The 21520-nt window shown below is 55.6% G+C and carries 24 protein-coding genes; 13 read left to right on the plus strand and 11 right to left on the minus strand.

Annotation, left to right across the window (positions count from 1 at the left end):
• Window positions 1-88 precede the first annotated feature (88 nt).
• Window positions 89-385 carry a helix-turn-helix domain-containing protein gene (locus F9C28_RS07330; protein ID WP_233148972.1) on the minus strand — a complete coding sequence of 99 codons (297 nt, stop codon included), beginning with the start codon at window positions 383-385 and terminating at the stop codon, window positions 89-91.
• A 239-nt stretch (window positions 386-624) separates the two neighbouring features.
• On the minus strand, window positions 625-1776 hold the full coding sequence (gene ampH, locus F9C28_RS07335) for a D-alanyl-D-alanine-carboxypeptidase/endopeptidase AmpH (RefSeq protein WP_332909405.1): 1152 nt from the start codon (window positions 1774-1776) through the stop codon (window positions 625-627).
• A gap of 171 nt (window positions 1777-1947) precedes the next feature.
• Here ampH and F9C28_RS07340 point away from each other — a divergent pair, with 171 nt between their 5' ends.
• Together F9C28_RS07340 and sbmA are read left to right on the plus strand one after the other, a co-directional pair.
• Complete coding sequence (locus F9C28_RS07340) at window positions 1948-2466, plus strand: isochorismatase family protein (protein WP_199014664.1); 519 nt, start codon at window positions 1948-1950, stop codon at window positions 2464-2466.
• A 202-nt stretch (window positions 2467-2668) separates the two neighbouring features.
• On the plus strand, window positions 2669-3895 hold the full coding sequence (sbmA, locus tag F9C28_RS07345) for a peptide antibiotic transporter SbmA (RefSeq protein WP_199014584.1): 1227 nt from the start codon (window positions 2669-2671) through the stop codon (window positions 3893-3895).
• 37 nt (window positions 3896-3932) lie between these two features.
• On the opposite strand, the gene F9C28_RS07350 is transcribed toward sbmA, so the two are convergent.
• From F9C28_RS07350 to F9C28_RS07360, 3 genes are read right to left on the minus strand one after another with little or no spacing between them, the layout of a single operon-like run.
• Entirely contained in the window at window positions 3933-5468 is a 1536-nt protein-coding gene (locus F9C28_RS07350; protein WP_199014665.1) for a DHA2 family efflux MFS transporter permease subunit, read from the minus strand.
• Window positions 5469-5473: 5 nt separating this feature from the next.
• Window positions 5474-6655 (minus strand): efflux RND transporter periplasmic adaptor subunit, encoded by a 1182-nt coding sequence (locus F9C28_RS07355; RefSeq protein WP_199014585.1) that lies wholly within the window; start codon window positions 6653-6655, stop codon window positions 5474-5476.
• A 17-nt stretch (window positions 6656-6672) separates the two neighbouring features.
• Window positions 6673-7125 carry a MarR family transcriptional regulator gene (locus F9C28_RS07360; RefSeq protein WP_199014586.1) on the minus strand — a complete coding sequence of 151 codons (453 nt, stop codon included), beginning with the start codon at window positions 7123-7125 and terminating at the stop codon, window positions 6673-6675.
• A gap of 161 nt (window positions 7126-7286) precedes the next feature.
• On the opposite strand from F9C28_RS07360, the gene F9C28_RS07365 reads away from it, so the two are divergent.
• Window positions 7287-8372, plus strand: a complete 1086-nt coding sequence (locus tag F9C28_RS07365; RefSeq protein ID WP_408641455.1) for a DUF1615 domain-containing protein — start codon at window positions 7287-7289, stop codon at window positions 8370-8372.
• On the opposite strand, the gene F9C28_RS07370 is transcribed toward F9C28_RS07365, so the two are convergent.
• The gene (locus F9C28_RS07370) at window positions 8369-8674 is read right to left on the minus strand and encodes a DUF2755 family protein (protein WP_199014588.1); all 306 of its coding nucleotides are present in this window, start codon (window positions 8672-8674) and stop codon (window positions 8369-8371) included. The two genes, F9C28_RS07365 and F9C28_RS07370, sit on opposite strands and share 4 nt — an antisense overlap.
• Window positions 8675-8941: 267 nt before the next feature.
• Between F9C28_RS07370 and F9C28_RS07375 the strand changes: the two genes are divergently transcribed.
• Window positions 8942-9154 (plus strand): DUF2754 family protein, encoded by a 213-nt coding sequence (locus F9C28_RS07375; RefSeq protein ID WP_199014589.1) that lies wholly within the window; start codon window positions 8942-8944, stop codon window positions 9152-9154.
• 5 nt (window positions 9155-9159) lie between these two features.
• Here F9C28_RS07375 and ddlA read toward each other — a convergent pair whose 3' ends face one another.
• On the minus strand, window positions 9160-10260 hold the full coding sequence (gene ddlA / locus F9C28_RS07380; protein ID WP_199014590.1) for a D-alanine--D-alanine ligase: 1101 nt from the start codon (window positions 10258-10260) through the stop codon (window positions 9160-9162).
• Window positions 10261-10510: 250 nt separating this feature from the next.
• On the opposite strand from ddlA, the gene F9C28_RS07385 reads away from it, so the two are divergent.
• The 3 genes from F9C28_RS07385 (at window position 10511) to F9C28_RS07395 (ending at window position 13138) form a co-directional block, all read left to right on the plus strand.
• Window positions 10511-11734, plus strand: a complete 1224-nt coding sequence (locus tag F9C28_RS07385; protein ID WP_199014591.1) for a multidrug efflux MFS transporter — start codon at window positions 10511-10513, stop codon at window positions 11732-11734.
• 428 nt (window positions 11735-12162) lie between these two features.
• Window positions 12163-12405 (plus strand): sigma-S stabilization anti-adapter protein IraP, encoded by a 243-nt coding sequence (locus F9C28_RS07390; RefSeq protein ID WP_199014592.1) that lies wholly within the window; start codon window positions 12163-12165, stop codon window positions 12403-12405.
• A 418-nt stretch (window positions 12406-12823) separates the two neighbouring features.
• Entirely contained in the window at window positions 12824-13138 is a 315-nt protein-coding gene (locus F9C28_RS07395; protein ID WP_199014593.1) for a PsiF family protein, read from the plus strand.
• A 78-nt stretch (window positions 13139-13216) separates the two neighbouring features.
• On the opposite strand, the gene proC is transcribed toward F9C28_RS07395, so the two are convergent.
• On the minus strand, window positions 13217-14026 hold the full coding sequence (gene proC, locus F9C28_RS07400; RefSeq protein WP_199014594.1) for a pyrroline-5-carboxylate reductase: 810 nt from the start codon (window positions 14024-14026) through the stop codon (window positions 13217-13219).
• A gap of 215 nt (window positions 14027-14241) precedes the next feature.
• On the opposite strand from proC, the gene F9C28_RS07405 reads away from it, so the two are divergent.
• On the plus strand, window positions 14242-14694 hold the full coding sequence (locus tag F9C28_RS07405) for a YaiI/YqxD family protein (RefSeq protein WP_199014666.1): 453 nt from the start codon (window positions 14242-14244) through the stop codon (window positions 14692-14694).
• Between the two features lie 7 nt (window positions 14695-14701).
• Here F9C28_RS07405 and F9C28_RS07410 read toward each other — a convergent pair whose 3' ends face one another.
• On the minus strand, window positions 14702-15454 hold the full coding sequence (locus tag F9C28_RS07410) for a DUF2076 domain-containing protein (protein ID WP_199014595.1): 753 nt from the start codon (window positions 15452-15454) through the stop codon (window positions 14702-14704).
• A 354-nt stretch (window positions 15455-15808) separates the two neighbouring features.
• Between F9C28_RS07410 and aroL the strand changes: the two genes are divergently transcribed.
• The 3 genes from aroL (at window position 15809) to ppnP (ending at window position 17696) form a co-directional block, all read left to right on the plus strand.
• On the plus strand, window positions 15809-16333 hold the full coding sequence (gene aroL, locus F9C28_RS07415; RefSeq protein ID WP_199014596.1) for a shikimate kinase AroL: 525 nt from the start codon (window positions 15809-15811) through the stop codon (window positions 16331-16333).
• A gap of 318 nt (window positions 16334-16651) precedes the next feature.
• A complete protein-coding gene (locus F9C28_RS07420; protein ID WP_199014597.1) occupies window positions 16652-17329 on the plus strand; it encodes an AroM family protein in 678 nt (225 codons plus the stop codon).
• Window positions 17330-17411: 82 nt separating this feature from the next.
• A complete protein-coding gene (gene ppnP, locus F9C28_RS07425; RefSeq protein WP_199014598.1) occupies window positions 17412-17696 on the plus strand; it encodes a pyrimidine/purine nucleoside phosphorylase in 285 nt (94 codons plus the stop codon).
• 30 nt (window positions 17697-17726) lie between these two features.
• Here ppnP and F9C28_RS07430 read toward each other — a convergent pair whose 3' ends face one another.
• Window positions 17727-18623: a LysR family transcriptional regulator gene (locus F9C28_RS07430; protein ID WP_199014599.1), complete on the minus strand. Its 897-nt coding sequence runs from the start codon at window positions 18621-18623 to the stop codon at window positions 17727-17729.
• 90 nt (window positions 18624-18713) lie between these two features.
• Here F9C28_RS07430 and F9C28_RS07435 point away from each other — a divergent pair, with 90 nt between their 5' ends.
• Window positions 18714-19460: a pirin family protein gene (locus F9C28_RS07435; RefSeq protein ID WP_199014600.1), complete on the plus strand. Its 747-nt coding sequence runs from the start codon at window positions 18714-18716 to the stop codon at window positions 19458-19460.
• Window positions 19461-19507: 47 nt separating this feature from the next.
• Here F9C28_RS07435 and rdgC read toward each other — a convergent pair whose 3' ends face one another.
• Window positions 19508-20419 carry a recombination-associated protein RdgC gene (rdgC, locus tag F9C28_RS07440; RefSeq protein ID WP_199014667.1) on the minus strand — a complete coding sequence of 304 codons (912 nt, stop codon included), beginning with the start codon at window positions 20417-20419 and terminating at the stop codon, window positions 19508-19510.
• A gap of 170 nt (window positions 20420-20589) precedes the next feature.
• Here rdgC and mak point away from each other — a divergent pair, with 170 nt between their 5' ends.
• The gene (mak, locus tag F9C28_RS07445) at window positions 20590-21495 is read left to right on the plus strand and encodes a fructokinase (protein WP_199014668.1); all 906 of its coding nucleotides are present in this window, start codon (window positions 20590-20592) and stop codon (window positions 21493-21495) included.
• The last annotated feature ends 25 nt before the right edge of the window (window positions 21496-21520 follow it).

The raw sequence follows: 21520 nt of genomic DNA on the forward strand, positions 1-21520 counted from the left end.
TTTTGAACTTTTGCTTTGTCACAGGATGTCGCTACAGGGTCAGGAGTGTGGTGATCTGATCCTAATTTCGGCTAAAAGTTCGATTTATTCAACAAAGCCAGGTGCGGGTATAAGATTGCTGGGAGCTGAAGCCGTATTTTTCCGCGATGGCAATGATATTGCGATCGCTGAATTTTAAATCGATGACCGACCGCATTAATTTCGCATTGCGAATATAGCTGGCGGCGGTAATAGACATCCGGGCGTAGAACAACCGCTGGAAGTGCCATTTAGAATATCCTGTTTTGCGCGCCAGATCGTCCAGAGTAACACGTTCATGAATATTTTCGTCAATCCAGTGTAATGTCTGATCGATAACGCCATTGGTGAAAGAGTCCCTTTTCATCCCGTTATTCCTCATGTGAATATTTAACGTACTGCGTCCATTATGCTTGAATCATTTCTTATTCGGAGTGATGTTGTCCTGTGATTAGTTTAGTTATCTGTTTTTTTGTAAAGCAGCGTGAGTATAACGCCTGTTCTCACTGTTCTACTTTATAGAATAAACCACATGTTGATATGTGGTAACAAGTGCTTTTGCACGAAAAAGATAATCCGGCAGGGATATTCCCTGCCGGATGTCAGTCAGATACTTGGGGAAGTGGCGGTATTGGTGCGCGGTGTGCTCAGCTCGGACACCAGATCGTTGATGCCGTCGCTCATGTTTTTAAAGCGGGTCAGCGGTGAACGGGTGATAACCACAAACGCGCCGACATTACTCTGGGGCACCATCGCCATATAGGTGATAAAGCCGCCGCCACCGCCGGTTTTCTGAATAATACCCGGGTGGCCCGCCTTCGGTGCCATATAGACCCAACCCAGCCCCAGGGCATCTGCCCGGCCTGGGACATCCATTCCCACTACCCGGCGGAACTGGCTGCGCTGATAGATAAGGGTTTGCATCCGGTCCGCCTGGCGGCTGCGGGCGTGGAAATCAGAAGAGAGGAATTGCTGCATCCAGCGCATCATGTCGTCCGGGGTGGAATAGACCCCGCCGCTGCCCATGGCGGCCAGCGTATTGTTACAGGGGCTGGCGCCTTTTTCTGCCACCATCAGGCGGGCGCACTGGTCAGGCGAGGGGGTAAAGGTGGTGTCCTTCATCCCCAGTGGGCGGGTGATCTGCTCTTCGAAAAGCTGATCATAAGGTTTACCCGCCGCCCGGCCAAGGGCATCGGCCAACAGATCGAAGGCCACATTGGAATAGCCCACCACGCTACCCGGGGCGGCGGTCAGCTTCGCGGTAGAGAGCCAGTGCCAGCGCTGTTCTTTGGTGGGCCAGACAAACACCGGGCGGCGCGCCGGTCCGCCGGGCTGTTCCCGGGGCAGGGCGCTGGTGTGGGTGGCCAAATTCACCAGATCAATCGGTTTACCATCAAAACTGGGCACCCGAGTACCGGCCGGGGCATATTTGCTCAGCGGATCGTGAAGATTTACTACCCCCTGATCCAGCAGCTTCACCAGCATTTCGCTGGTCATGAGTTTGGTCAGTGAGGCGATGCGGATCACTGAGTCCATCTGCGGGTGAACGTTATTGCCTGGCCGGGTTTCCCCGAAACTGCGAAAAACACGCTGATTACCGTCAATGACCACAATGGCCATCCCGGTGGCGCCACTGCCGTAAAAAATGTGGCTGGCGTAGCGGTCGACGATGTCCGATGAAAAGACCGGATCCGGCGACGTTTGAGCATGGCTAATGGCTGGTAGTATGGATAATGCCAGCGCAACGAGTTTGGTGATATGACGTTTCAAGAAGGAACCCACTGCACAAAGAAATTTATAATATCCGTATTTATACTACTCCGCTGCGTTGTGCAAAGGGATGTTGGTTAATTGATGTAATCAATGTCACTATTTCCGGCCTGCATACCGGTGATTGCAGCAAAAATGGACCGCACAAGAGGTGAGATCATGGTAGGGGTTGTGGTGGTTGTGGATATGCAAAACGGTGTTCTGGCGTTGCCCCGTCATCAGGTGGCGCACTGTATTGACCAGATTAACGCGCTGACCGCCGCCGCGGAGCAGACGATTTTCATTCAGCACAGCGAAGGGGAAATGGTACCGGGCAGCACGGCGTTTGCTCTGGCACCCGGGATACACCAGCCGGATAATGCGTTATATGTGACAAAAACCGCCTGTGATGCCTTCTGGCAGACGGCCCTGGCCCAGGTGCTGGCGGGTATCGGCCAGCGGGCGTTTATTATTTGTGGATGTGCTACCGATTATTGTCTTGATACCACCATTAAAGTGGGGGCCAGCCTGGGCTACCGGATCACCGTGGCGGCGGATGCTCACACTACCGCCGATCGCGAGGCGGTAAGTGGCGCAGCACTGATTGCTCACCACAATCAGGTATGGGCAACATTAACCCTGCCGGGGAATCCGGTGCAGGTTAAGCCGGTGGCGGTAATTATGGCCGCTAACCGGTGACAATAAGACATAAACCGGATTTTCAGACGTAAAATCATTGCCCCAGGTCATGCTTTGAAACAAGATTTCCCAGTCCGCTACTGCACTTAGCGATAAGGTAACAGGCCGGTGCGAGTATGCGCCGCGATGGAATGCCTCCCGCTGCACACCTGTTGGGGGATAGTGAGCGGGAAGAACAACAAAAATCCACAGGAGTTTCCAGATGTTTAAGTCTTTTTTCCCCCGGCCGACGGCATTTTTTACGTCGGCATTTATTTGGGCGCTTATCGCCATTATTTTTTGGCAAGCGGGCGGTGGAGGCTGGCTGGAGCATGCCGTTGGGGCAACCAAAGATTTGCCGGTCAGTGCCGCCCGGTTCTGGACCCGGGGCAATCTGGTGTTTTATGCCTATTATGCGGTGTGCGTAGGGCTGTTTGCCGGGTTCTGGTTTATCTATAGCCCTCATCGCTGGCAGAAATGGTCGATCCTCGGTTCGGCGCTGATTGTGTTTGTCACCTGGTTCCAGGTGGAAGTGAGCGTGGCGATTAACGCCTGGTATGCGCCGTTCTACGACTTGATCCAGAAGGCGCTGAGCTCGGCGAATAGCGTACAGATTGGCCAGTTCTACCGCGAGATAGGGATCTTCCTCGGCATTGCGTTAATTGCCGTGACCGTGGGGGTGATGACCTATTTCTTTATCAGCCACTATGTCTTCCGCTGGCGTACCGCCATGAACGAATACTATATGGCCAACTGGCAGCATTTGCGCCATATCGAAGGGGCCGCCCAGCGTGTCCAGGAAGATACTATGCGTTTTGCCTCCACCGTTGAGGATATGGGGGTCAGTTTTATCAATGCCATTATGACCCTGATTGCCTTTTTACCGGTGCTGGTGGCGCTCTCTCCCCATGTTCCGGACCTGCCGATTATCGGCCATATTCCTTATGGTCTGGTGATTGCGGCCATTGCCTGGTCCCTGCTGGGTACCGGGTTACTGGCGATTGTCGGGATTAAACTGCCGGGGCTGGAGTTTAAAAATCAGCAGGTGGAAGCCGCCTACCGTAAGGAGCTGGTGTACGGTGAAGATAATGCTGACCGCGCCCAGCCCCCCACGGTGCAGACGCTGTTTCGCAATGTGCGCCATAACTACTTCCGGCTCTATTTCCATTACACCTACTTTAATATCGCGCGCATCCTCTATTTGCAGCTCGATTCGGTGTTCGGGATTTTCCTGCTGTTGCCTTCGGTGGTGTCGGCGGGGATCACCCTCGGGTTGATGACCCAGATAACCAACGTGTTCGGCCAGGTGCGCAGCGCGTTCCAGTATCTGATCAGCTCCTGGACCACGCTGGTGGAATTGATGTCTATCTATAAGCGTTTGCGCAGTTTTGAGCGCCAGCTCAATGACAGCCTGCTGCGGGAACAGCAAGAGCAGCACATCGCCGGTTAATCCCCGTCCCGCCGGAGTACCGGCGGGCCTTTCCCCGCTAATGCCCCGCCGCCGGGGCGCCACTGCCGCCATCGCGCATAAACGGCGGTTTGGCAAACCAGATAATCACCATCAGCCCCATAAATCCCCAGCCCAGCAGATGGAAGTAGTCGATAGTCGACATCATATAGGCCTGGTTTTCGACCAGCCGGTCAATCTGCGCCATCGTGGTCTGGCTGGCGCCGCCGATATGCTGAAGGTAACGCTGGGTGGCCGGGTCCCAGACGGAGACGCTCTCCGCCAGCCTGGCGTGGTGGAATATTTCCCGCCGGGACCAGATCCAGGTGGTCAGCGACGAGGCGAAACTTCCCCCCAGCACGCGCAGGAAGGTGGCCAGCCCTGAACCGTCGGGAATATCATTACCCTGCAAGCGGGACAGCAAGATGGTGGTGATCGGCATAAAAAATAGCGCCACCCCCACCCCCATAAACAGCTGCACTTCCGCAATGGTGTCGTAGTCGACATCGGTGTTAAAACCGGCGCGCAACAGGCAGGAGCTCCCCATAACCAGAAATGAGAGCGAGGCCAGCAGGCGTAAATCAACGCGCCCGGCGTAGCGCCCGACAATCGGGGTCAGCATCAGGGGGATAACCCCCATCGGGGCTGAGGCCAGCCCGGCCCAGACGGCGGTGTAGCCCATTTGGGTTTGCAGCCACTGGGGCAGAATAATATTAATGGCAAAGAAGGCCGCATATCCGAGGCTCAGGGCAAGGGTGCCGACGGTGAAGTTACGGTCGGCAAACAGGCGCAAATTCACGATCGGGTGCCGGTCACCCAGTTCCCAGATAACAAACGCGACCAGTGCCACCAGGGAGATAAGCGACATGGTGACAATCGCGTCGGAGGCGAACCAGTCCAGATCGTTGCCTTTATCCAGCACCACTTGTAGCAATCCAACCCCGAGGACCAGTAACCCAATGCCGATATAGTCGATAGGCACCCGCTGGGTGTGCTCTTCCCGGGCGCGTAACTGCCCCCAGACCGCAATAGCCGCAAAAATACCGATCGGCACATTAATATAGAAAATCCACGGCCAGGTGTAGTTATCGGTTATCCAGCCCCCGGTGATTGGGCCGACAATGGGCGCCACCACGGTGACCATCGACAGCAGCGCCAGCGCCATAGTGCGCTTTGAGGACGGGAAGATAACCAGCAACAGGGTCTGGCACATGGGGAACATCGGGCCGGCAAAAAAGCCCTGTAGCGCCCGGAAGATAATCAGCTCGGTCATACTGTGGGCGAAGCCACACAGGAATGACGCCAGAGTAAACAGCATCACCGAGGCGATAAACAGCCGCAGCTGGCCGAAGCGGCGGGTGAACCACCCGGTAAGCGGCAGGGCGATGGCGTTACAGACCGCAAAAGAGGTAATAACCCAGGTGCCCTGATCGGCGCTGACCCCCATATTACCGGCAATCGTGGGCAGCGCCACGTTGGCAATGGTGGAGTCCAGCACCTGCATAAAGGTGGCCAGCGACAGGGCGACTGTCGCGAGCACCATATTGGGGGGCGTGAAGGCGGCTTTATCCTGCATCGTGGTCACTGGCTACCGGCGTGTGGCTGGCTGTTTTGTTGCAGAATTTTGTTCACCAGTTGCTCGGCGTTAGCCAGCGGGTCGTTATACACATCGGTGGAGAAGCGCGGATGCGCCACGGTTTTATCCGGCAGCAGTGCCCCCTGGGTATGGCGTAAATCCACCGTGGCCAGCATTGACAGGCCAATGCGCAGCGGGTGTTTCGCCATATCGTGTGGATCCAGGGTGATCCTCACCGGCAGGCGCTGGACGATTTTGATCCAGTTACCGCTGGCGTTCTGGGCGGGCAGCAGGGAGAAGGCGCTGCCGGTGCCGATGCCGAGGCTTTCAATCCGGCCACGGTAGGTCACATCATCACCGTAGAGATCCGCGGTCAGCGTGACCTGCTGACCAATGCGCATCTCGCGCATTTGGCTCTCTTTGAAGTTGGCATTCACCCACACTTGATCCAGCGGCACGATGGCCAGCAGGGTGGTACCGGCGTCGACCCGCATCCCTAACTGCACGGCGCGTTTGGCCACAAAACCACTTACCGGCGCCACAATGGTTGTGCGGGCGTGATCAAGGTACTTCTGGCGCAGATCGGCCACGGCGCTTTTGATTTCCGGGTGGCTGTTGATAACGGTGTCATCCACCATCGCCTGATTGGTTCGCAGGGCCTGTTCGGCGGCTATCAGGTCATTACGGGCGGTGTTTACCGTGTCGCGGTAGTGGGACAGATCTTCTGCAGAGACTGCGCCGCTGGCAAAAATCCGCTGGCGGCGGGCGTAGTCGCTTTCTGCCTGTTGCAGGGCAACCTTTTTGGCCGCCACCTGGGCCCGGTAGTTATCGGCGGTGCTGTACAGGCCGCGCACCTGGCGGACCGTGCTGGCGAGGGCCGCTTCGGCTTGTTGCAGGGCAACGTCGGTGTCGCTGGGGTCCAGCAACACCAGCGGCTGGCCTTTTTGCACATAATCCCCTTCATCAACGCTGACTTGGGTAACGGTGCCGCTGACGCGCGGGGTTAAGATAACCTGATTACCGTCCACGTAGGCATCATCGGTCTCTTCATAATAGCGGCCATACAGCAGATACCAGGTGAGGGTGCCTGCTACAGCCAGGGCGATGATAATCAGCAGAATGGCAAAATTGCGTTTGCGCTTACTGGCGCGCTGGCGCTGTTCGGTAGTATCTGGCGTGGTGTCCATGAGCAGACCTTTAACTGTTAAACCGGTAAATTCAGGTATGGGGTGGTGGTCTCATCGGGCAGCATCTTGAGTAAGAGCTGCTCCAGCTGTCCGGCTTCCTCCGGGGTGAGCCGGCGGGTGAGATCGGCCAGGAAATGCCCCAGTATCCGGGTCTGAAAGTGCTCGCACAGTGCCTCGCTTTTGGCCGTTAACTGGAGGATAACCTGGCGTTTATCCTGAGGATTATTGGTGCGAATAATCAAATCCCGTTTGACCATCCTTTCCAGCATGCGGCTCATGGCCCCGGCATCCATCATCAGACAACGGCTGATCTCAACCGGGCTGGTGATCCCTTTATATATGGTTATCAATACTTTGAACTGGGCTGCGGTAATGTCTGCCCCGGAGAAATACTGGTTAATAAGCTGATCTTTAAACTGATTGGTCAGGTGGATCAGCAGCGCCAGATGAAGTTTTTTATGAGAAAGCATAATGAGAGCAAGGTCTTTGCCATGGCATTTAATGCAAATGAAATTACTGCCATGGCAAATATTTGTCAAGCTGGATTCTTATTTCGTCAGTAAACGTAAAAATGATAGGGTGTGACGGATAACGGCCATAAGAAGGAAAGGGTGTGAAATCGCAGCAAAATATTGTCCGGCCCCTGGCACTATTGGGATTACTGGTATTGGCCGGGTGTAGTACCAAAACGACGGCACCGGTTACCCACAGCGACCAAAAACCGCTGGATGTCGCCAGCGTGGTTAAGCAAAAAATGCCGGCCAGCGTGAAGGATCGTAATGGCTGGGCCAGCGATATCGCCACCGCGTTTGCCAGCCAGAAACTGGCGCCGAGCGAAGAGAATATCTGTTCCGTGCTGGCGGTCGCCGCCCAGGAGTCCACCTATCAGGATGATCCTCAGGTGCCGGGGCTGGGGAAAATCGCCTGGCAGGAGATTGATCGCCGGGCCGGGAATATGCACATTCCCGCTTTCCTGGTCCATACCGCGCTGTTGATTAAATCCCCTAACGGCCAGAGCTACAGTGAGCGGCTGGATAAGGTAACAAGTGAAAAACAACTCAGCGCCATTTTTGATGACTTTATCAATATGGTCCCCATGGGGCAGACACTGTTTGGCAATTTGAACCCGGTACACACCGGTGGGCCAATGCAGGTGAGTATCGCGTTTGCGGAGCAACATACCCGGGGTTACCCGTGGAAGATGGAAGGGACCGTGCGCCAGGAGGTGTTTAGCCGCCGGGGCGGGATCTGGTTCGGGACCTATCATCTGCTGAATTACCCGGTTAACTATACCCAGCCGCTGTACCGCTTTGCGGACTTTAATGCCGGCTGGTATGCCAGCCGCAATGCGGCCTTTCAGTCGGCGGTGGCCAAAGCCAGCGGCGTGAAACTGGCCCTTGATGGCGATGTGGTGCGTTACGACACTGATGAGCCCGGTAAAACGGAGCTGGCGGTACGCAAACTGGCGGGCAAACTGGATATGAGCAACAGCGAGATCCACCGCGCGTTAAAGCAGGGGGATAGCCTGGCGTTTGAGAAAACCGCGCTCTACCAGGGCGTTTACCGGCTGGCGGAAGCCAAAGCAGGAAAATCTCTTCCCAGGGAGATGCTGCCGGGGATCACCCTCGAAAGCCCGAAAATTACCCGTAATCTCACCACGGCGTGGTTCGCAAAACGGGTGGATGAACGGCGCGCGGCCTGTATGAAGCAGCGCTAACCGTGGCGGCGGCGCAGGCGGAGGTAAAGCCCCACGGCACCGAGTATTACCAGGCCACCGGCAACGGTGGCAATACCGAATATCAGCCCGACACTGGGGCTCATTTCAATGGTTGGCCGGGCGCTGCTGTGGGTTTGCATGATGTGTTCGAGCAAACCCGGCGCATGGGCCAGCAGGCTGATAATTTCTGACCCCCCCCACAGGCACAGCACCACAAATGGCGCCCAGGACAAATTACCGGAGTGGGAAAACTCCCGCCGGATTTCGGATGTAAAAGATTTCGGCGATGTAATACCTGCCATAACCCCTCCCGATATCATTCCAGACAAATAACTGACCACAATGGTTCTGCCGATTGATAGCCAGTGTGGCCCGCGGCGAGAAAATGCAATATCAGATTTCTGGTAAATCCCCGCCAGAAAATTCCTGAAATGTATTATTTGTAACCGATCACACTTTTATCCTATGGGGCGGCCAATTGCGGGGGGCGTGCTGTTGTCTGGCCGGGAACAAGGTTACTATGCCGCACCGCCAGAGAGACGGGTTCTGACAGACAGGAGTAGCGCACCATGAAAAACCTGCCGCAAAAAATACGCCGGGACTGGCACTACTATGCCGTTGCCATCGGGCTGATTTTTATACTTAACGGGGTGGCCGGGCTGGCGGGGATCACTGCAGAAGGGTGGCGGCAATATGCCCTGGGGCTGGTGACCTGGGGGCTCGGGTTCTGGCTGGCGGGGATGATTATTCGCCGGCGTCCGGAGCAACCGGACGCCGGGTAAGCCATTTAGTGGCTGATGGTGCTGACTAAGGCGCTGTCCTGCTGATGGCGCTCAATGGCCAGCTCAATCAGACGGGTTATCAATGTCTGATAGTCGATACCGCTGGCCTGCCACAGTTTGGGGTACATGCTGATGTTGGTAAACCCAGGCAGGGTATTGATTTCGTTAATAATGACATCATTTTCCGGGGTTAAAAATACATCCACCCGGGACATGCCGCTGCATTCCAGTGCCTGGTAGGCGCGGATGGCGATAGCGCGGATCTTGTCGTTGATGTCCGGGGCGAGAGCGGCCGGAACCACAACCTGCGCGCCTTTGTCATCAATATATTTGGTGTCGTAGGAGTAGAAGTCGCTGTTGATAACAATCTCACCGCAGGTACTGGCCTCGGGATAGTCATTGCCGAGGATGGCGCATTCGATTTCCCGGCCGACGATGCCTTTTTCCACCACCACCTTGCTGTCAAACTGGAACGCCAGAGCGACAGCGTCCTGATACTGCGCGGCGCTATTCACTTTACTGACCCCCACAGAAGAGCCCTGGTTGGCGGGTTTGACAAACATCGGCAGGCCCAGCTGTTGCGCCAACTGGTCAAAGCTGACGCTGTCGCGGTTTGCCCGGGTGAGGGTGACAAAAGGCGCCACGTTGAGGCCCGCATCGCGCAGCAGGCGCTTAGCAACGTCTTTATCCATGCTGACCGCAGAGCCGAGCACCCCGGAGCCGACGAACGGCAGGTTCGCCATGCGCAGCATTCCCTGCAGGGAGCCATCTTCGCCGAGAGTGCCGTGAACAATCGGGAAGACCACATCCAGCTGGGGCAGCGGGCTGGCGTTAGCGGCATCAATTAACTGTTGGCGCTGCTGGCCAGGGGCAACGGCCAGATTTACGCCGGAATGGTTGAGGGCGATATGGGCCGGGTCCGTGGCGTTCGCCAGGTAATTAGCCGCATCATTCACGTGCCACTGACCTTGCTTATCAATCCCTAACAGCACTACGTCGAATTTCGTTTTATCAATTGCGTCGACAATGTTTTTCGCCGACTGAAGAGAGACTTCATGTTCAGCGGATTTGCCGCCAAAGACGATCCCTACCCGTAATTTTGCCATGTCACACCTGAGATTTAGCTTACGCGCTACGAAAGCTAACAAAATAGCACGCCTGCCGGTGGGTTTCATGCTCCAGCGCGTTCTGGGGCGGCAACTGACCAATTGGCGAACAGGTCGCGCAACCGCAGGGCAGCTTAGGCTACATGCCTGGTGTTTTTGTATGATAAACTAGTTAGTCTGTGAATTATTTCACCCGGAAACCGGGTGGGCCGGGCCCGGTGTCCGCTGCCTTGATGAAAGCTTGCGACCTATGGAATCCTGGAAAGTAAATCTTATCTCGGTGTGGTTTGGCTGTTTTTTTACTGGCCTCGCCATTAGCCAGATCCTGCCATTCCTGCCGCTCTATGTTGCGCAATTGGGGGTCAGCTCCCATGAAGCGTTGTCGATGTGGTCAGGGCTGACGTTCAGCGTGACGTTTTTGATTTCGGCCATTGTCTCCCCGATGTGGGGCAGCCTGGCAGACCGCAAAGGCCGTAAGCTGATGTTGCTGCGTGCCTCGCTGGGGATGGCTATCACCATCTTATTGCAGGCGTTTGCGACCAACGTCTGGCAGCTGTTTATTCTGCGCGGCATCATGGGGCTGACCTCCGGCTATATTCCGAATGCGATGGCGCTGGTGGCCTCACAGGTGCCCCGTAACCGCAGCGGCTGGGCGCTGAGCACCTTGTCTACCGGGCAGATAAGCGGGGTTATCCTCGGGCCACTGATGGGCGGCCTGATGGCGGACCATCTGGGGTTGCGCACGGTCTTTTTGGTCACCTCTGGCTTGCTGGTAATTAGCTTCCTGGTCACCCTGTTTCTGATTAAAGAAGGCCCGCGCCCTGAACAAAACAAAAGCCAGCATTTAAGCGGCAAACAGGTATTTGCCTCGCTGCCGTATCCCTTATTAATGCTAAGCCTTTTTATCACCACCATGGTGATTCAGATGTGCAACGGCTCAATTGGCCCAATCCTGGCGCTGTTTATTAAATCCATGACCCCGGACAGCAATAATATTGCTTTTGTGAGCGGGCTTATTGCCGCCGTGCCCGGGATCTCGGCGCTGATTTCCGCCCCCCGGTTGGGGAAATTGGGAGACCGGATCGGCACCGCCCGTATTTTGATGGCCACCCTCTGTTGTGCGGTGGTGTTATTCTTTGCCATGTCCTTTGCCACCACGCCATTGCAGTTAGGCATATTGCGTTTTTTACTCGGCTTTGCCGATGGCGCGATGTTGCCGGCGGTGCAGACCTTACTGATGAAATATGCCAGTGAGCAGGTGACCGGGCGTATTTTTGGTTATAACCAATCTTTTATGTACCTCGGGAACGTACTGGGCCCGTTAATGGGGGCCGGTATTTCCGCGATGGTGGGGTTCCGCTGGGTGTTTTTGGCCACGGCGATAACGGTGCTGATAAATATTGTCCAGCTTAGCTGGGGGCTGCGCTACCGCCGCTGTCTGGATATTCAGCGCAGAGCCAGCGGGGAAAAATAACCGGGCAGAGGGGGAAGCATACCTTGCTTATGTAATACCCCTCTAATTATTAGGTGATAATGCATTTGTGCGTCAGCTAACATTTTATTGTCGTACGACGCATTACTTCCGCCGGGTAATAAAAAAAGGATCTGGATAGGATAAAATAAATATCGGATGACATTGCCCCTTTATGGCATTAAATAACACGATAAAACAGGGAGTGATTCAGAATTACAGACCATGATTAATGCCGCTGCGCGCGGCCTGGTATGGGGCGCAGTGATAAAATAAAACGGCCTTCCACAATGTATTTAAACGTTTCGCTGTATCATATTCCTTAGGGTAAATACATACCCAAAATAAAGCATAAAATAATTTCCTTATAGACTAGGAATATTCAGATGGTGATGATAGATTTTTAATACATGATTGCCAGAGAGCTTGCCATGAGATCTTTAATTTCAGAGTTGCTGGTCATTCTTGCCGCCAGGGAAGAGGAGTCCATCCGTCTTGAACACCGGGTTGCGGTGATGGAGCTTTTTTTTCGCCAGATGATGGACAAGATGAGCAGTGATGAACGCCAGCGTCTGATTGAAGGGACGATAGCAAAAGTAAATCGCGATGAGCTGGATTCTGCCGGCTACGATGTGAACCTGCTACATCAACAAATTCATAAACTGCTCGACTAGCTATTCTTATCACCTATACAGCACGACGGGGTAGCTGTTATATATTAAATATCAGTAGAATAACTGCGGTTGAACCCCCGAAATTGCACTCTAAATAAGCAAATGTAACTTCAGTGTAATGCGTTGCTAATACCCATAGCAGATGGCCTGTAGCCGGATGTTATCGGTTATGTGTGCTTGTTAGCTGGTTCACAGAAAGTGCCAGTGTCCGGGTGCTATTTCCCGGAATTCATACCAGACTTAATCTGTGCCCTGCGGGCTATTATTGATGGCCCCGCGTGGGCTGGCGGCTGTCTGAGGGCCTGATATATGGCAAGGGGATTGCAGTTTCTGCCCAGTGCCGGTGCCCCCGGCATCCGCCTTACTCACCCCGAGTGAGGCAGACTCTGATATAGCGATATTTGCGATAGGATAGATTATGAAAAAGACAATAATGGTGATGCTCCTGGCGGGGATGATGGGATCGGTTGTGACGGCGCAGGCCGCGGATAAACCGCTGACCAGCCAGCAGATGCGGATGCAAAGCTGCAATCAGCAGGCGGGTACTAAGGCCCTGAAGGGCGATGACCGTAAAAGCTTTATGAGCAGCTGCCTGAAGAGCCCGGCAGCGGCCCACGGTAAGGCATTGACACCGCAGCAGGTGAAAATGCAGGAATGTAACGGTGAAGCCAGCAAACAGGCACTGAAAGGCAGCCCGCGCAAAGCCTTTATGAGCACCTGCCTGAAAAAATAATGCCGGGTAACCCACCCCGGCAGCAGACGTTAACGTCGAATGATCCAGAGTGGCACGGGCGTGCCACTCTGTCTGCTATCAGGATTTGCTCAGCTGAATAGACTTCTGCATGCATTTATCCATTGCGTCCATTACCGCGGCGCGGAAGCCTTTCTCTTCCAGCACTTTTACCGCTTCAATTGTGGTTCCCCCCGGGGAGCACACCATATCTTTTAGCTCCCCCGGATGTTTGCCGGTTTCCAGCACCATTTTGGCAGAGCCAATCACCGCCTGTGCGGCAAATTTATAGGCCTGTGCCCGGGGCATTCCCCCCAGTACGGCGGCATCCGCCATTGCTTCAATAAACATAAACACATAGGCCGGAGAAGAGCCGCTGACGCCAACCACCGGGTGAATCAGGTATTCGTCTACCACTTCAGCCTGACCAAAACTGCGGAAGATATTCAGCGCATTGGCGATATCTTCCTGGGTGACCAGGGCATTCGGGGTGAGCGAGGTCATGCCCGCATTCACCAGCGCCGGGGTATTTGGCATGGCGCGGATAATCTTGCGATCGTGGCCGAGAATAGACGCCAGATTATCCAGGGTTATCCCCGCCGCAACGGAGATAACCAGGGTCTCTTTATTCAGGCTGTTGTTTATCTCACTCATCACTTTGAGCATGATATTGGGTTTTACGGCGCCAAAGACGATATCGGCAATTTGCGCCACTTCCTGGGGGCTGTGTGCCTGATTTACCCCGTATTTAGCGCTCAGCGCCGCGACTTTGTCCGGTGATGGGGTATAAATCCAGATGTTTGCCGGTTGAACTTGTCCACTGGCCAGCAGCCCGCCGAGGATGGCCTCTCCCATATTGCCGCAACCAATAAAACCAATATTTTTATCCACGAATCATGCTCCTTACTTTTGAGTGGCGACTGGCGATAGCGGGTGATAGCTGTCCGTTATGGCCCCGGCGTGAGCGTGCGGGGAAGCACGACGCAGACCAGCGCTGTGAAGTGTCTCTGCCACCAGTACACCAGAAAGTGAAATAAGTCGGTTGCCTGACAACGCGATGCAGGCAACAATTCGCCACTGAGTGTATCAGAACAGGAGAGAGAATGATGGCAATCTGGGTGGATGCCGATGCGTGCCCTGGGGTAATTAAAGAGATTTTATTCCGCGCCGCACAGCGTACACAAATCACGGTGACTCTGGTGGCAAACCAGAGTTTGCGAATCCCGCCATCCCCGTATATTCAAATGCTGCGGGTGCCCGCCGGTTTTGATGTCGCTGATAACGAAATTGTCCGCCGCTGCGGGCCGGGGGATTTAGTGATAACGGCGGATATTCCGCTGGCGGCGGAAGTGCTGGAGAAGGGCGCCGATGCGCTGAACCCCCGGGGAGAGCGTTATACCGCCGCCACCATCCGCGAGAAGCTAACCCTGCGTGACTTTATGGACACGATGCGGGCCAGCGGTGTGCAAACTGGCGGCCCGGCGGCCATGAGCCAACGGGAACGCCAGCAATTTGCCAATGGGCTGGAGCAGTGGTTACAGGCCAGCCTGCGGGGCTAATGGCGGATTATACCCAGCTGTCGTCATCGCCGAAGTCATCACCGGCGAAGTCGTCATTGTCATAGCTGTTGTCATCATAGCCGCTATTGTCATCCTGCCAGGCGGCATTTTGCACCAGGCCGTCATCGCTATTATCCGCAGCGCTGCTGTTATCAGCGTTGTTGGCCGTCGGGTTATTATCCCCGGCTTTTTCCGGCTCGTTAATGATATTGACTATCTCTTCCGGGGCGGTGTGGTGGAACATGTTGGTCAGCATGTTGCCGAGCACCACGCCACCGGCCACGCCGGCGGCGGTTTGCAGGGCCCCGGCCATAAAGCCGCCGCTGCGCGCGGCCTGGGGGGCAGCTTGCGGGGCCGGTGCGCCATAGCCGGAAGCATTATTGGCGGCAAACGGGTTGTTCCCCGGGCGGGTACCCGGAATCGGGGCTGACCCCCCGGACTGGCGATAGCCGTTATCACTGGCCGGGGCTTTCTGGCCGCCGCCAAACAGCCCGGCGAGGAAGCCGCCGCTGGATGGGCGTGCGGTTTCACGCAGTTGGGTGGCTTCGGTCTCCAGCGCCTCAACCCGGCTGGTTAATTGTTTGATGGCGGCCTCCTGGATAAGGATGGTCTGGGCCATATAATAAGGGGCGCCGGGTTGCTGCTTCAGATGCTCAGCAATCAGCGCCTCAGCTTCAGCCTCACGGGCTCCACTTTGGTTTTCTGCTTGTTGCAGGCGGGCAAAAAGACCATCAATCAAGCGCTGTTCTTCAGATTGCATTGTGACTACCTTAAAAAGAGTTATCGTAAAAACCAGCATAGTTTGACCGAAAACCGGTCGTTGTAAATATGGTGTTACGTAAAGCTTTGCACAGATTTCTTTACCAAAAATGAATGGCTGAAAGGGGATGATCGCTGCCGTCGGCCGCTGTTGATTTTGTGTAATTATATCTTTACGAATACGGTGCGTTTTTGTGGGCTATAGTGTGCCAGTCAGGACATTATCGCTTACGATATGTAATGAAATATTTACAGATTTCACCGAGGCGTGATTACTGCTATCATCCGCTTTTGTTGTTTGCGCTGTCAGCCAGTCTTCACCCTGAAGAGCTGGTATGAAGAGGATTTACCATTCATGACTCGACCTGTTTTCTTAGTTGGCGCCCGCGGGTGCGGGAAAACCACGACTGGAAATGCACTGGCCCGGGCACTGGGTTTTCGTTTTACCGACACCGATCGCTGGTTGCTGGAAACCACACAAATGACGGTTGCCGACATGGTTGAACAGGACGGATGGCCGGGGTTCCGGCGCCGGGAGAGCGAGGCATTACGGCAGGTGACGGCCCCGGGTACGGTGGTGGCCACCGGTGGCGGGATCGTGCTGGCGGAAGGTAACCGCCACTTTATGCGGGATAACGGCCAGGTTATCTACTTACAGGCGCCGGCAGAGATTTTAGCCGGGCGTCTGACGGCATTTCCGCAAGAGGATCAGCGCCCAACCCTGACCGGCCGGCCCATTGCGGACGAAATGGCCGATGTACTGGCCGCCCGGGATGCGCTCTATCAACAAGCCGCCCACCATATTATTGATGCCAACCGCCCGCCGGAGCAGGTGGTTGAGGCCATTCTTGAGGCGTTACACTACGCCAGAGCCAGTTAATCCCCCCTGTGCCAGCCCCGGGCCATCGCCTGTCGCGGGGGCTGAGGCCCGGCCCCCGCACCGACAGTGAACAGGGGCCGATCCGCAGGATATTTTTTCTGGTTTTGTGCCTTTTCTCCCGTCTGCTCGCCGAATCCTTGGTAATTTCGTCATTATTCTGCCTTTTATGTGTAAAAGTGTATTTTTTAGCTATTAATTAGTTAATCACATGTTGTGATTTGGTTTCTTGCGCGGCGATATTCACTGCCGCATGCACCGGGACCAGAAACGTTGTGGCCAGTTGGCTCAGCCGGTAGAACAGTAACGCGGATCACCTTTATGAATACAGAGTTGGCAATTCTCACCATTGGGGCAATCCCGGTCGGTGATATCAAAAATATGCTGACGGAACAGCTTACTGAACACCAGTTTCGGCATATATGCCTGCTGAGTGGTATGTCTCGCCAGCAAGTGGAACAGGAGTACGGTTATCAACCCGGGGATACACCGTTATTTACCCTGCTGGAGGACAAACAGACCATTTGCCTGTCGAGAGCGCGCGTCGAAGACGCCCTTACAACTATCGTGCAACTGCTGGAACGGCAGGGGGTTAGCGTCATTTTGCTGCTGAGCTCGTCGCGTTTTGAGTCGCTCACGGTGCGGGACGCGATGTTACTTGAGTCCGAACGTATTATCCCGCCGCTGGTGGCCTCTATTGTTGAAGGGCACCAGGTTGGGGTGGTGGTCCCCGCGCAGGAGCTTTTGCAACAGCAGCGGCTCAAATGGCAGGGGCTGGATAACTCACCGCTGTTTACCCTGGCAAACCCACTTAGTGAGGACGATGACTCGGTACTTGACGCCGGCCGGGAGCTGGTAAACCGGGGGGCCGACGTGATTGTGCTTGATAGCGCCGGATACCGGCTAAAACACCGGGATCTACTGCAAAAGGCGCTGGATGTTCCGGTGCTGTTATCGGCATCATTGCTGACGCGGCTGGCCTCAGAATTGGTTGTTTAATATAGGGAAGATAGTGCGTGACAGCGCTTGTTGCCCGCGACTATATTGGATGTTTCAGCGAACATTCATGTAAGGCGCCGTCATGCTCCAGAGTAATGAATATTTTGAAGGGAAAGTGAAGTCGATCGGTTTTACCAGCAGTGCCACCGGGCGCGCCAGCGTCGGGGTGATGGCCGCCGGTGAATATACCTTTGGCACCGGTCAACCGGAAGAGATGACCGTTATCAGCGGAGAACTGAATGTCCTGCTGCCGGGGAGCACCGCGTGGCAGGTATTCGGTGCCGGGGCGTCATTCCAGGTGCCGGGTAACAGTGAGTTTGCCCTCGAAGTGGCGGAACCCACCGCCTACCTGTGCCGTTATCTGTAATATCTGCCGGTGTGGTCCCCACACCGGCGTCTATTTTCCCGCTTGCGGCGCCAGCGCCGTTTGCAGAAACTGCATCAGTGCCGTTACCCGCACCGGGGTAAACTGGCGGGAAGGCCGCACCAGCGATAACGGGAGCGGCGAGGGCGCGGCATCTTCCAGCAGGCGCACCAGGCTGCCGCTATTCAGCGCATCTTCCACCATAAACTCAGGCAACATGGCTATCCCCATCCCGGCAACCGCCGCGGTGGCCAGCACATCACCGTTATTGACCGCCAGCGGGGTATAATACTCGGTGGCCTGGCTGCACTCTGGCAGATTCCACTCGTCCCGGGCCGGCAGCAGCGAATAGCGCAGTAAGGCATGCTGTTGCAGCTGTTCAGGGGTGTGCGGTGTTCCGTGGCGGGCCAGATAGTCCGGGGCGGCACAGAATGTGCGCGGCAACAGGGCAATACGCCGGCTCACCAGCGTTGAATCCGCTAACTGGCCAATCCGTAGCGAGAGGTCCAGCCCCTCGGTCACCATATCGGTTACCCGATCGTCCATATGCAGTTGCAGCGTGATATGGGGATATTGCTGCATAAATTGCGGTAACAGCGGGGCGAGCTTTTTCATCCCGAAGCTCAGCGGCGCCCCGAGCCGCACGGTGCCATTATAGGTTTCCTGGGCGCAGTTTAGCCGCTCCTCCGCCTGTTCAAGGGCGTTAAGGACGGCGGTGACATCCTGATAGAACTGCTGGCCCGCGGGGGTGACATCCAGCTGGCGGGTGGTGCGGTTGAGCAGCTTAACCCCAAGGCTTGCCTCAAGGGCCGAGATCCGGCGGCTGATTGCCGCGCTGCTGGCTTCCAGCTGCATGGCGGCGTGATAGAAACTGCCGCTGTCGACCACCGCAACAAAGCTGCGCAGGGCGGTTAAATCATATTCTTTCATTTTGCGTAATAGAGTCTTACGGGAGGGCCCATTTATCCCTGTCAGGGGTAAGCCTACTATGTGGCCATCAACAATATTGAGGACACTGCCATGGGCACACATTATCGTTTAAAACCCGCTGATTCGCTGCATTATTTACCGGCCAGCGAGTATCACCCGGCCAATACCCGGTTCCATTTCTCATTTGCCAATTATTACGATCCAGACAATATGCACTACGGGGTATTGCGGGTGGTCAATGATGACGATGTAAAACCCCACAGTGGTTTTGATCGCCATCCCCATAAAGATATGGAAATCGTCAGTTATGTGGTCCACGGTCATCTGACCCACTGGGACAGCGCCACCCAGCAAGAAGAAGTGCTGAGCCGCGGTGATGCTCAGGCGATCACCGCCGGGAGCGGTGTCTGGCACTCAGAGCTGAATAACCATGATGACTGGTGCCGTTTTTTACAGATCTGGATTTTGCCGCCGAAACAGGGGCTGGACGTTCGTTATCACAGCCACCACTTTAGCGAGCAGGACCGCGAGAACCGGATTGCGCACATTGTCGGCAGTATTAAAAATGACGATGCGCCGCTCCAGCTGAATCAGGACATTAATATGTATGTCAGCGAGCTGACCAATAGCGATGCCGAGGTGAGCTGGAGCCTGGCCGCCGGGCGTCAGGCTTATATCAGCAATATTGAAGGGAGCCTGGCCATTGCGGATTTACCCACCCTGAATGCGCGGGATACCCTGGAAATTACCGGCCCGGTAACCCTGACGTTCCGTGCCCCCGAGCAGCATGCGCATATGATTATTATTGAGATGCCAGAATGGCCTGAGGATGAATAACCATTGCGGATCACGCATCTGGCCCGGCTTGCCGGGCCAGATGGCGTTTAGCGCTGGGCTTCGCCGCCCAGCCCTTCCACCAGACTCTGGATCAGCGCCGCCAGCTCACCGGTCATCAGCGTGAAGTCGGCATCGAACCGCTGGGCATAATCTTCCCGATCGATATCATCATTCTGATCGCGCAACTCGTCACAGAACTTCAGACGCTTCACGGAACCGTCATCGCACAACATAAACTGGATCCGCTGCTGCCAGTCGAGGGCCAGTTTGGTGACCACTTTACCCGCTTCAATATGGGTGGCTATCTCATCGCTGACCAGATCCTGTTTTTTACAGCGGATAACTCCGCCATCTTCGAGGATAGCTTTCAGTTCGGCTTCATCCAGCAGCTGGAAGCCCTGCGCCGTACTGCCGGAACGTACCCATTCGGTGAGCGTCAGCTCGATAGGGGTTTCCAGGGTGAGTGGAACCACCGGCAGGGAGCCGAGGCTTTTACGCAACAGGGCCAGGGTATCCTCGGCCTTTTTGGCGCTGGCGCAGTCCACCATGATCAGACCGTTAACGGTATCGATCCACATCATGGTCTGGCTAAAGCGGCTGAATGCCCGGGGCAGCAGCGAGTGCCGCACTTCATCCTTCAGCGCGTCTTTTTCGGTCTTTTTCAGCTTACGGCCTTGATCCGCTTCCAGCTTATGGATCTTCGCTTCCAGCGCTTGTTTGATCACCGGCGACGGCAGGATCTTCTCTTCTTTACGGGCGCAAATCATAATTTGCCCGTTAACGGCGTGGGTTAACGCATCACTCTGTGCGCCCATTGGCGGTACCCAGCCCGTTTTTGCCATATCCTGACTGCCACAGGGGGTGAACGACAGCGGAGCTAACTGTTTTTCCATCTCGTCCTGACGCAAAGTGACGTCACGGCTTAAACGGTAAACCATTACATTTTTAAACCACAGCATGATGATGTTTTGCCTTGTCATGAAACGCAGCGGGCATGATAGCGAATCAGGGGCCTGGTTTCATCGTTTCCGGGGCGGCCGCGGTAAAAATGCCGCAACGTTTTCTGGCGCGCGGGCGGCGCGATTAAAGCGTATACTGATAAAATTCAACATGATGGAGGTAAATGCAGGTGCGAATTGGTATTGATTTAGGCGGGACGAAAACCGAAGTGATTGCACTGGCCGACAGCGGAGAGCCACTGTTTCGCCACCGGCTACCCACCCCGCGTAATGATTATGCGCAAACCATCGAGACCATTGCTCAACTGGTGGCGCAGGCGGAATCCGCCACCGGCCAGCGCGGTAGCGTTGGCGTGGGCATTCCCGGTAGCCTCTCGCCGCTGAGTGGCAAGGTCAAAAACGCCAACTCCACTTGGCTCAATGGCCAGCCTTTTGATAAGGATCTCGCCCGGCGCCTCGCACGGGAGGTGCGCATTGCCAATGACGCAAACTGCCTCGCGGTTTCCGAGGCGACAGACGGCGCGGCCGCCGGGGCGGCAACGGTGTTCGCGGTGATTATCGGTACCGGCTGCGGTGCGGGTATCGCCCTCAATGGACAAACCCTGATCGGGGCCAACGGCAATGCCGGCGAGTGGGGCCATAACCCATTGCCCTGGATGGATGACCAGGAGTTGCGTTACCGCCAGGAGGTACCGTGCTATTGCGGTAAACAGGGCTGCATCGAGACGTTTATTTCCGGCACCGGATTTGCCACAGACTACCAGCGCGTGACCGGTACGGCCCGGAAAGGGGCGGAGATTATTCAGCGGGTAGCGCAGGGCGATCCCGGGGCAGAACAAGCCCTGGCCCGCTATGAAATGCGGCTGGCAAAATCCCTCGCCCATGTGGTGAATATGCTGGATCCAGACGTTATCGTGTTAGGGGGCGGGATGAGCAATGTGGATAGGCTATACCAGACCGTGCCGCCCCTGATAGCAAGCTGGGTGTTTGGCGGCGAATGCCGCACCCCGATCCGTAAAGCGCAGCACGGGGACTCCAGTGGTGTCCGGGGCGCTGCCTGGCTGTGGCCGCTGTAAGCCGCTTATCACCCGGGGGCGGGGA

Source organism: Shimwellia pseudoproteus, from assembly GCF_016415625.1.
Lineage (GTDB): Bacteria > Pseudomonadota > Gammaproteobacteria > Enterobacterales > Enterobacteriaceae > Shimwellia > Shimwellia pseudoproteus.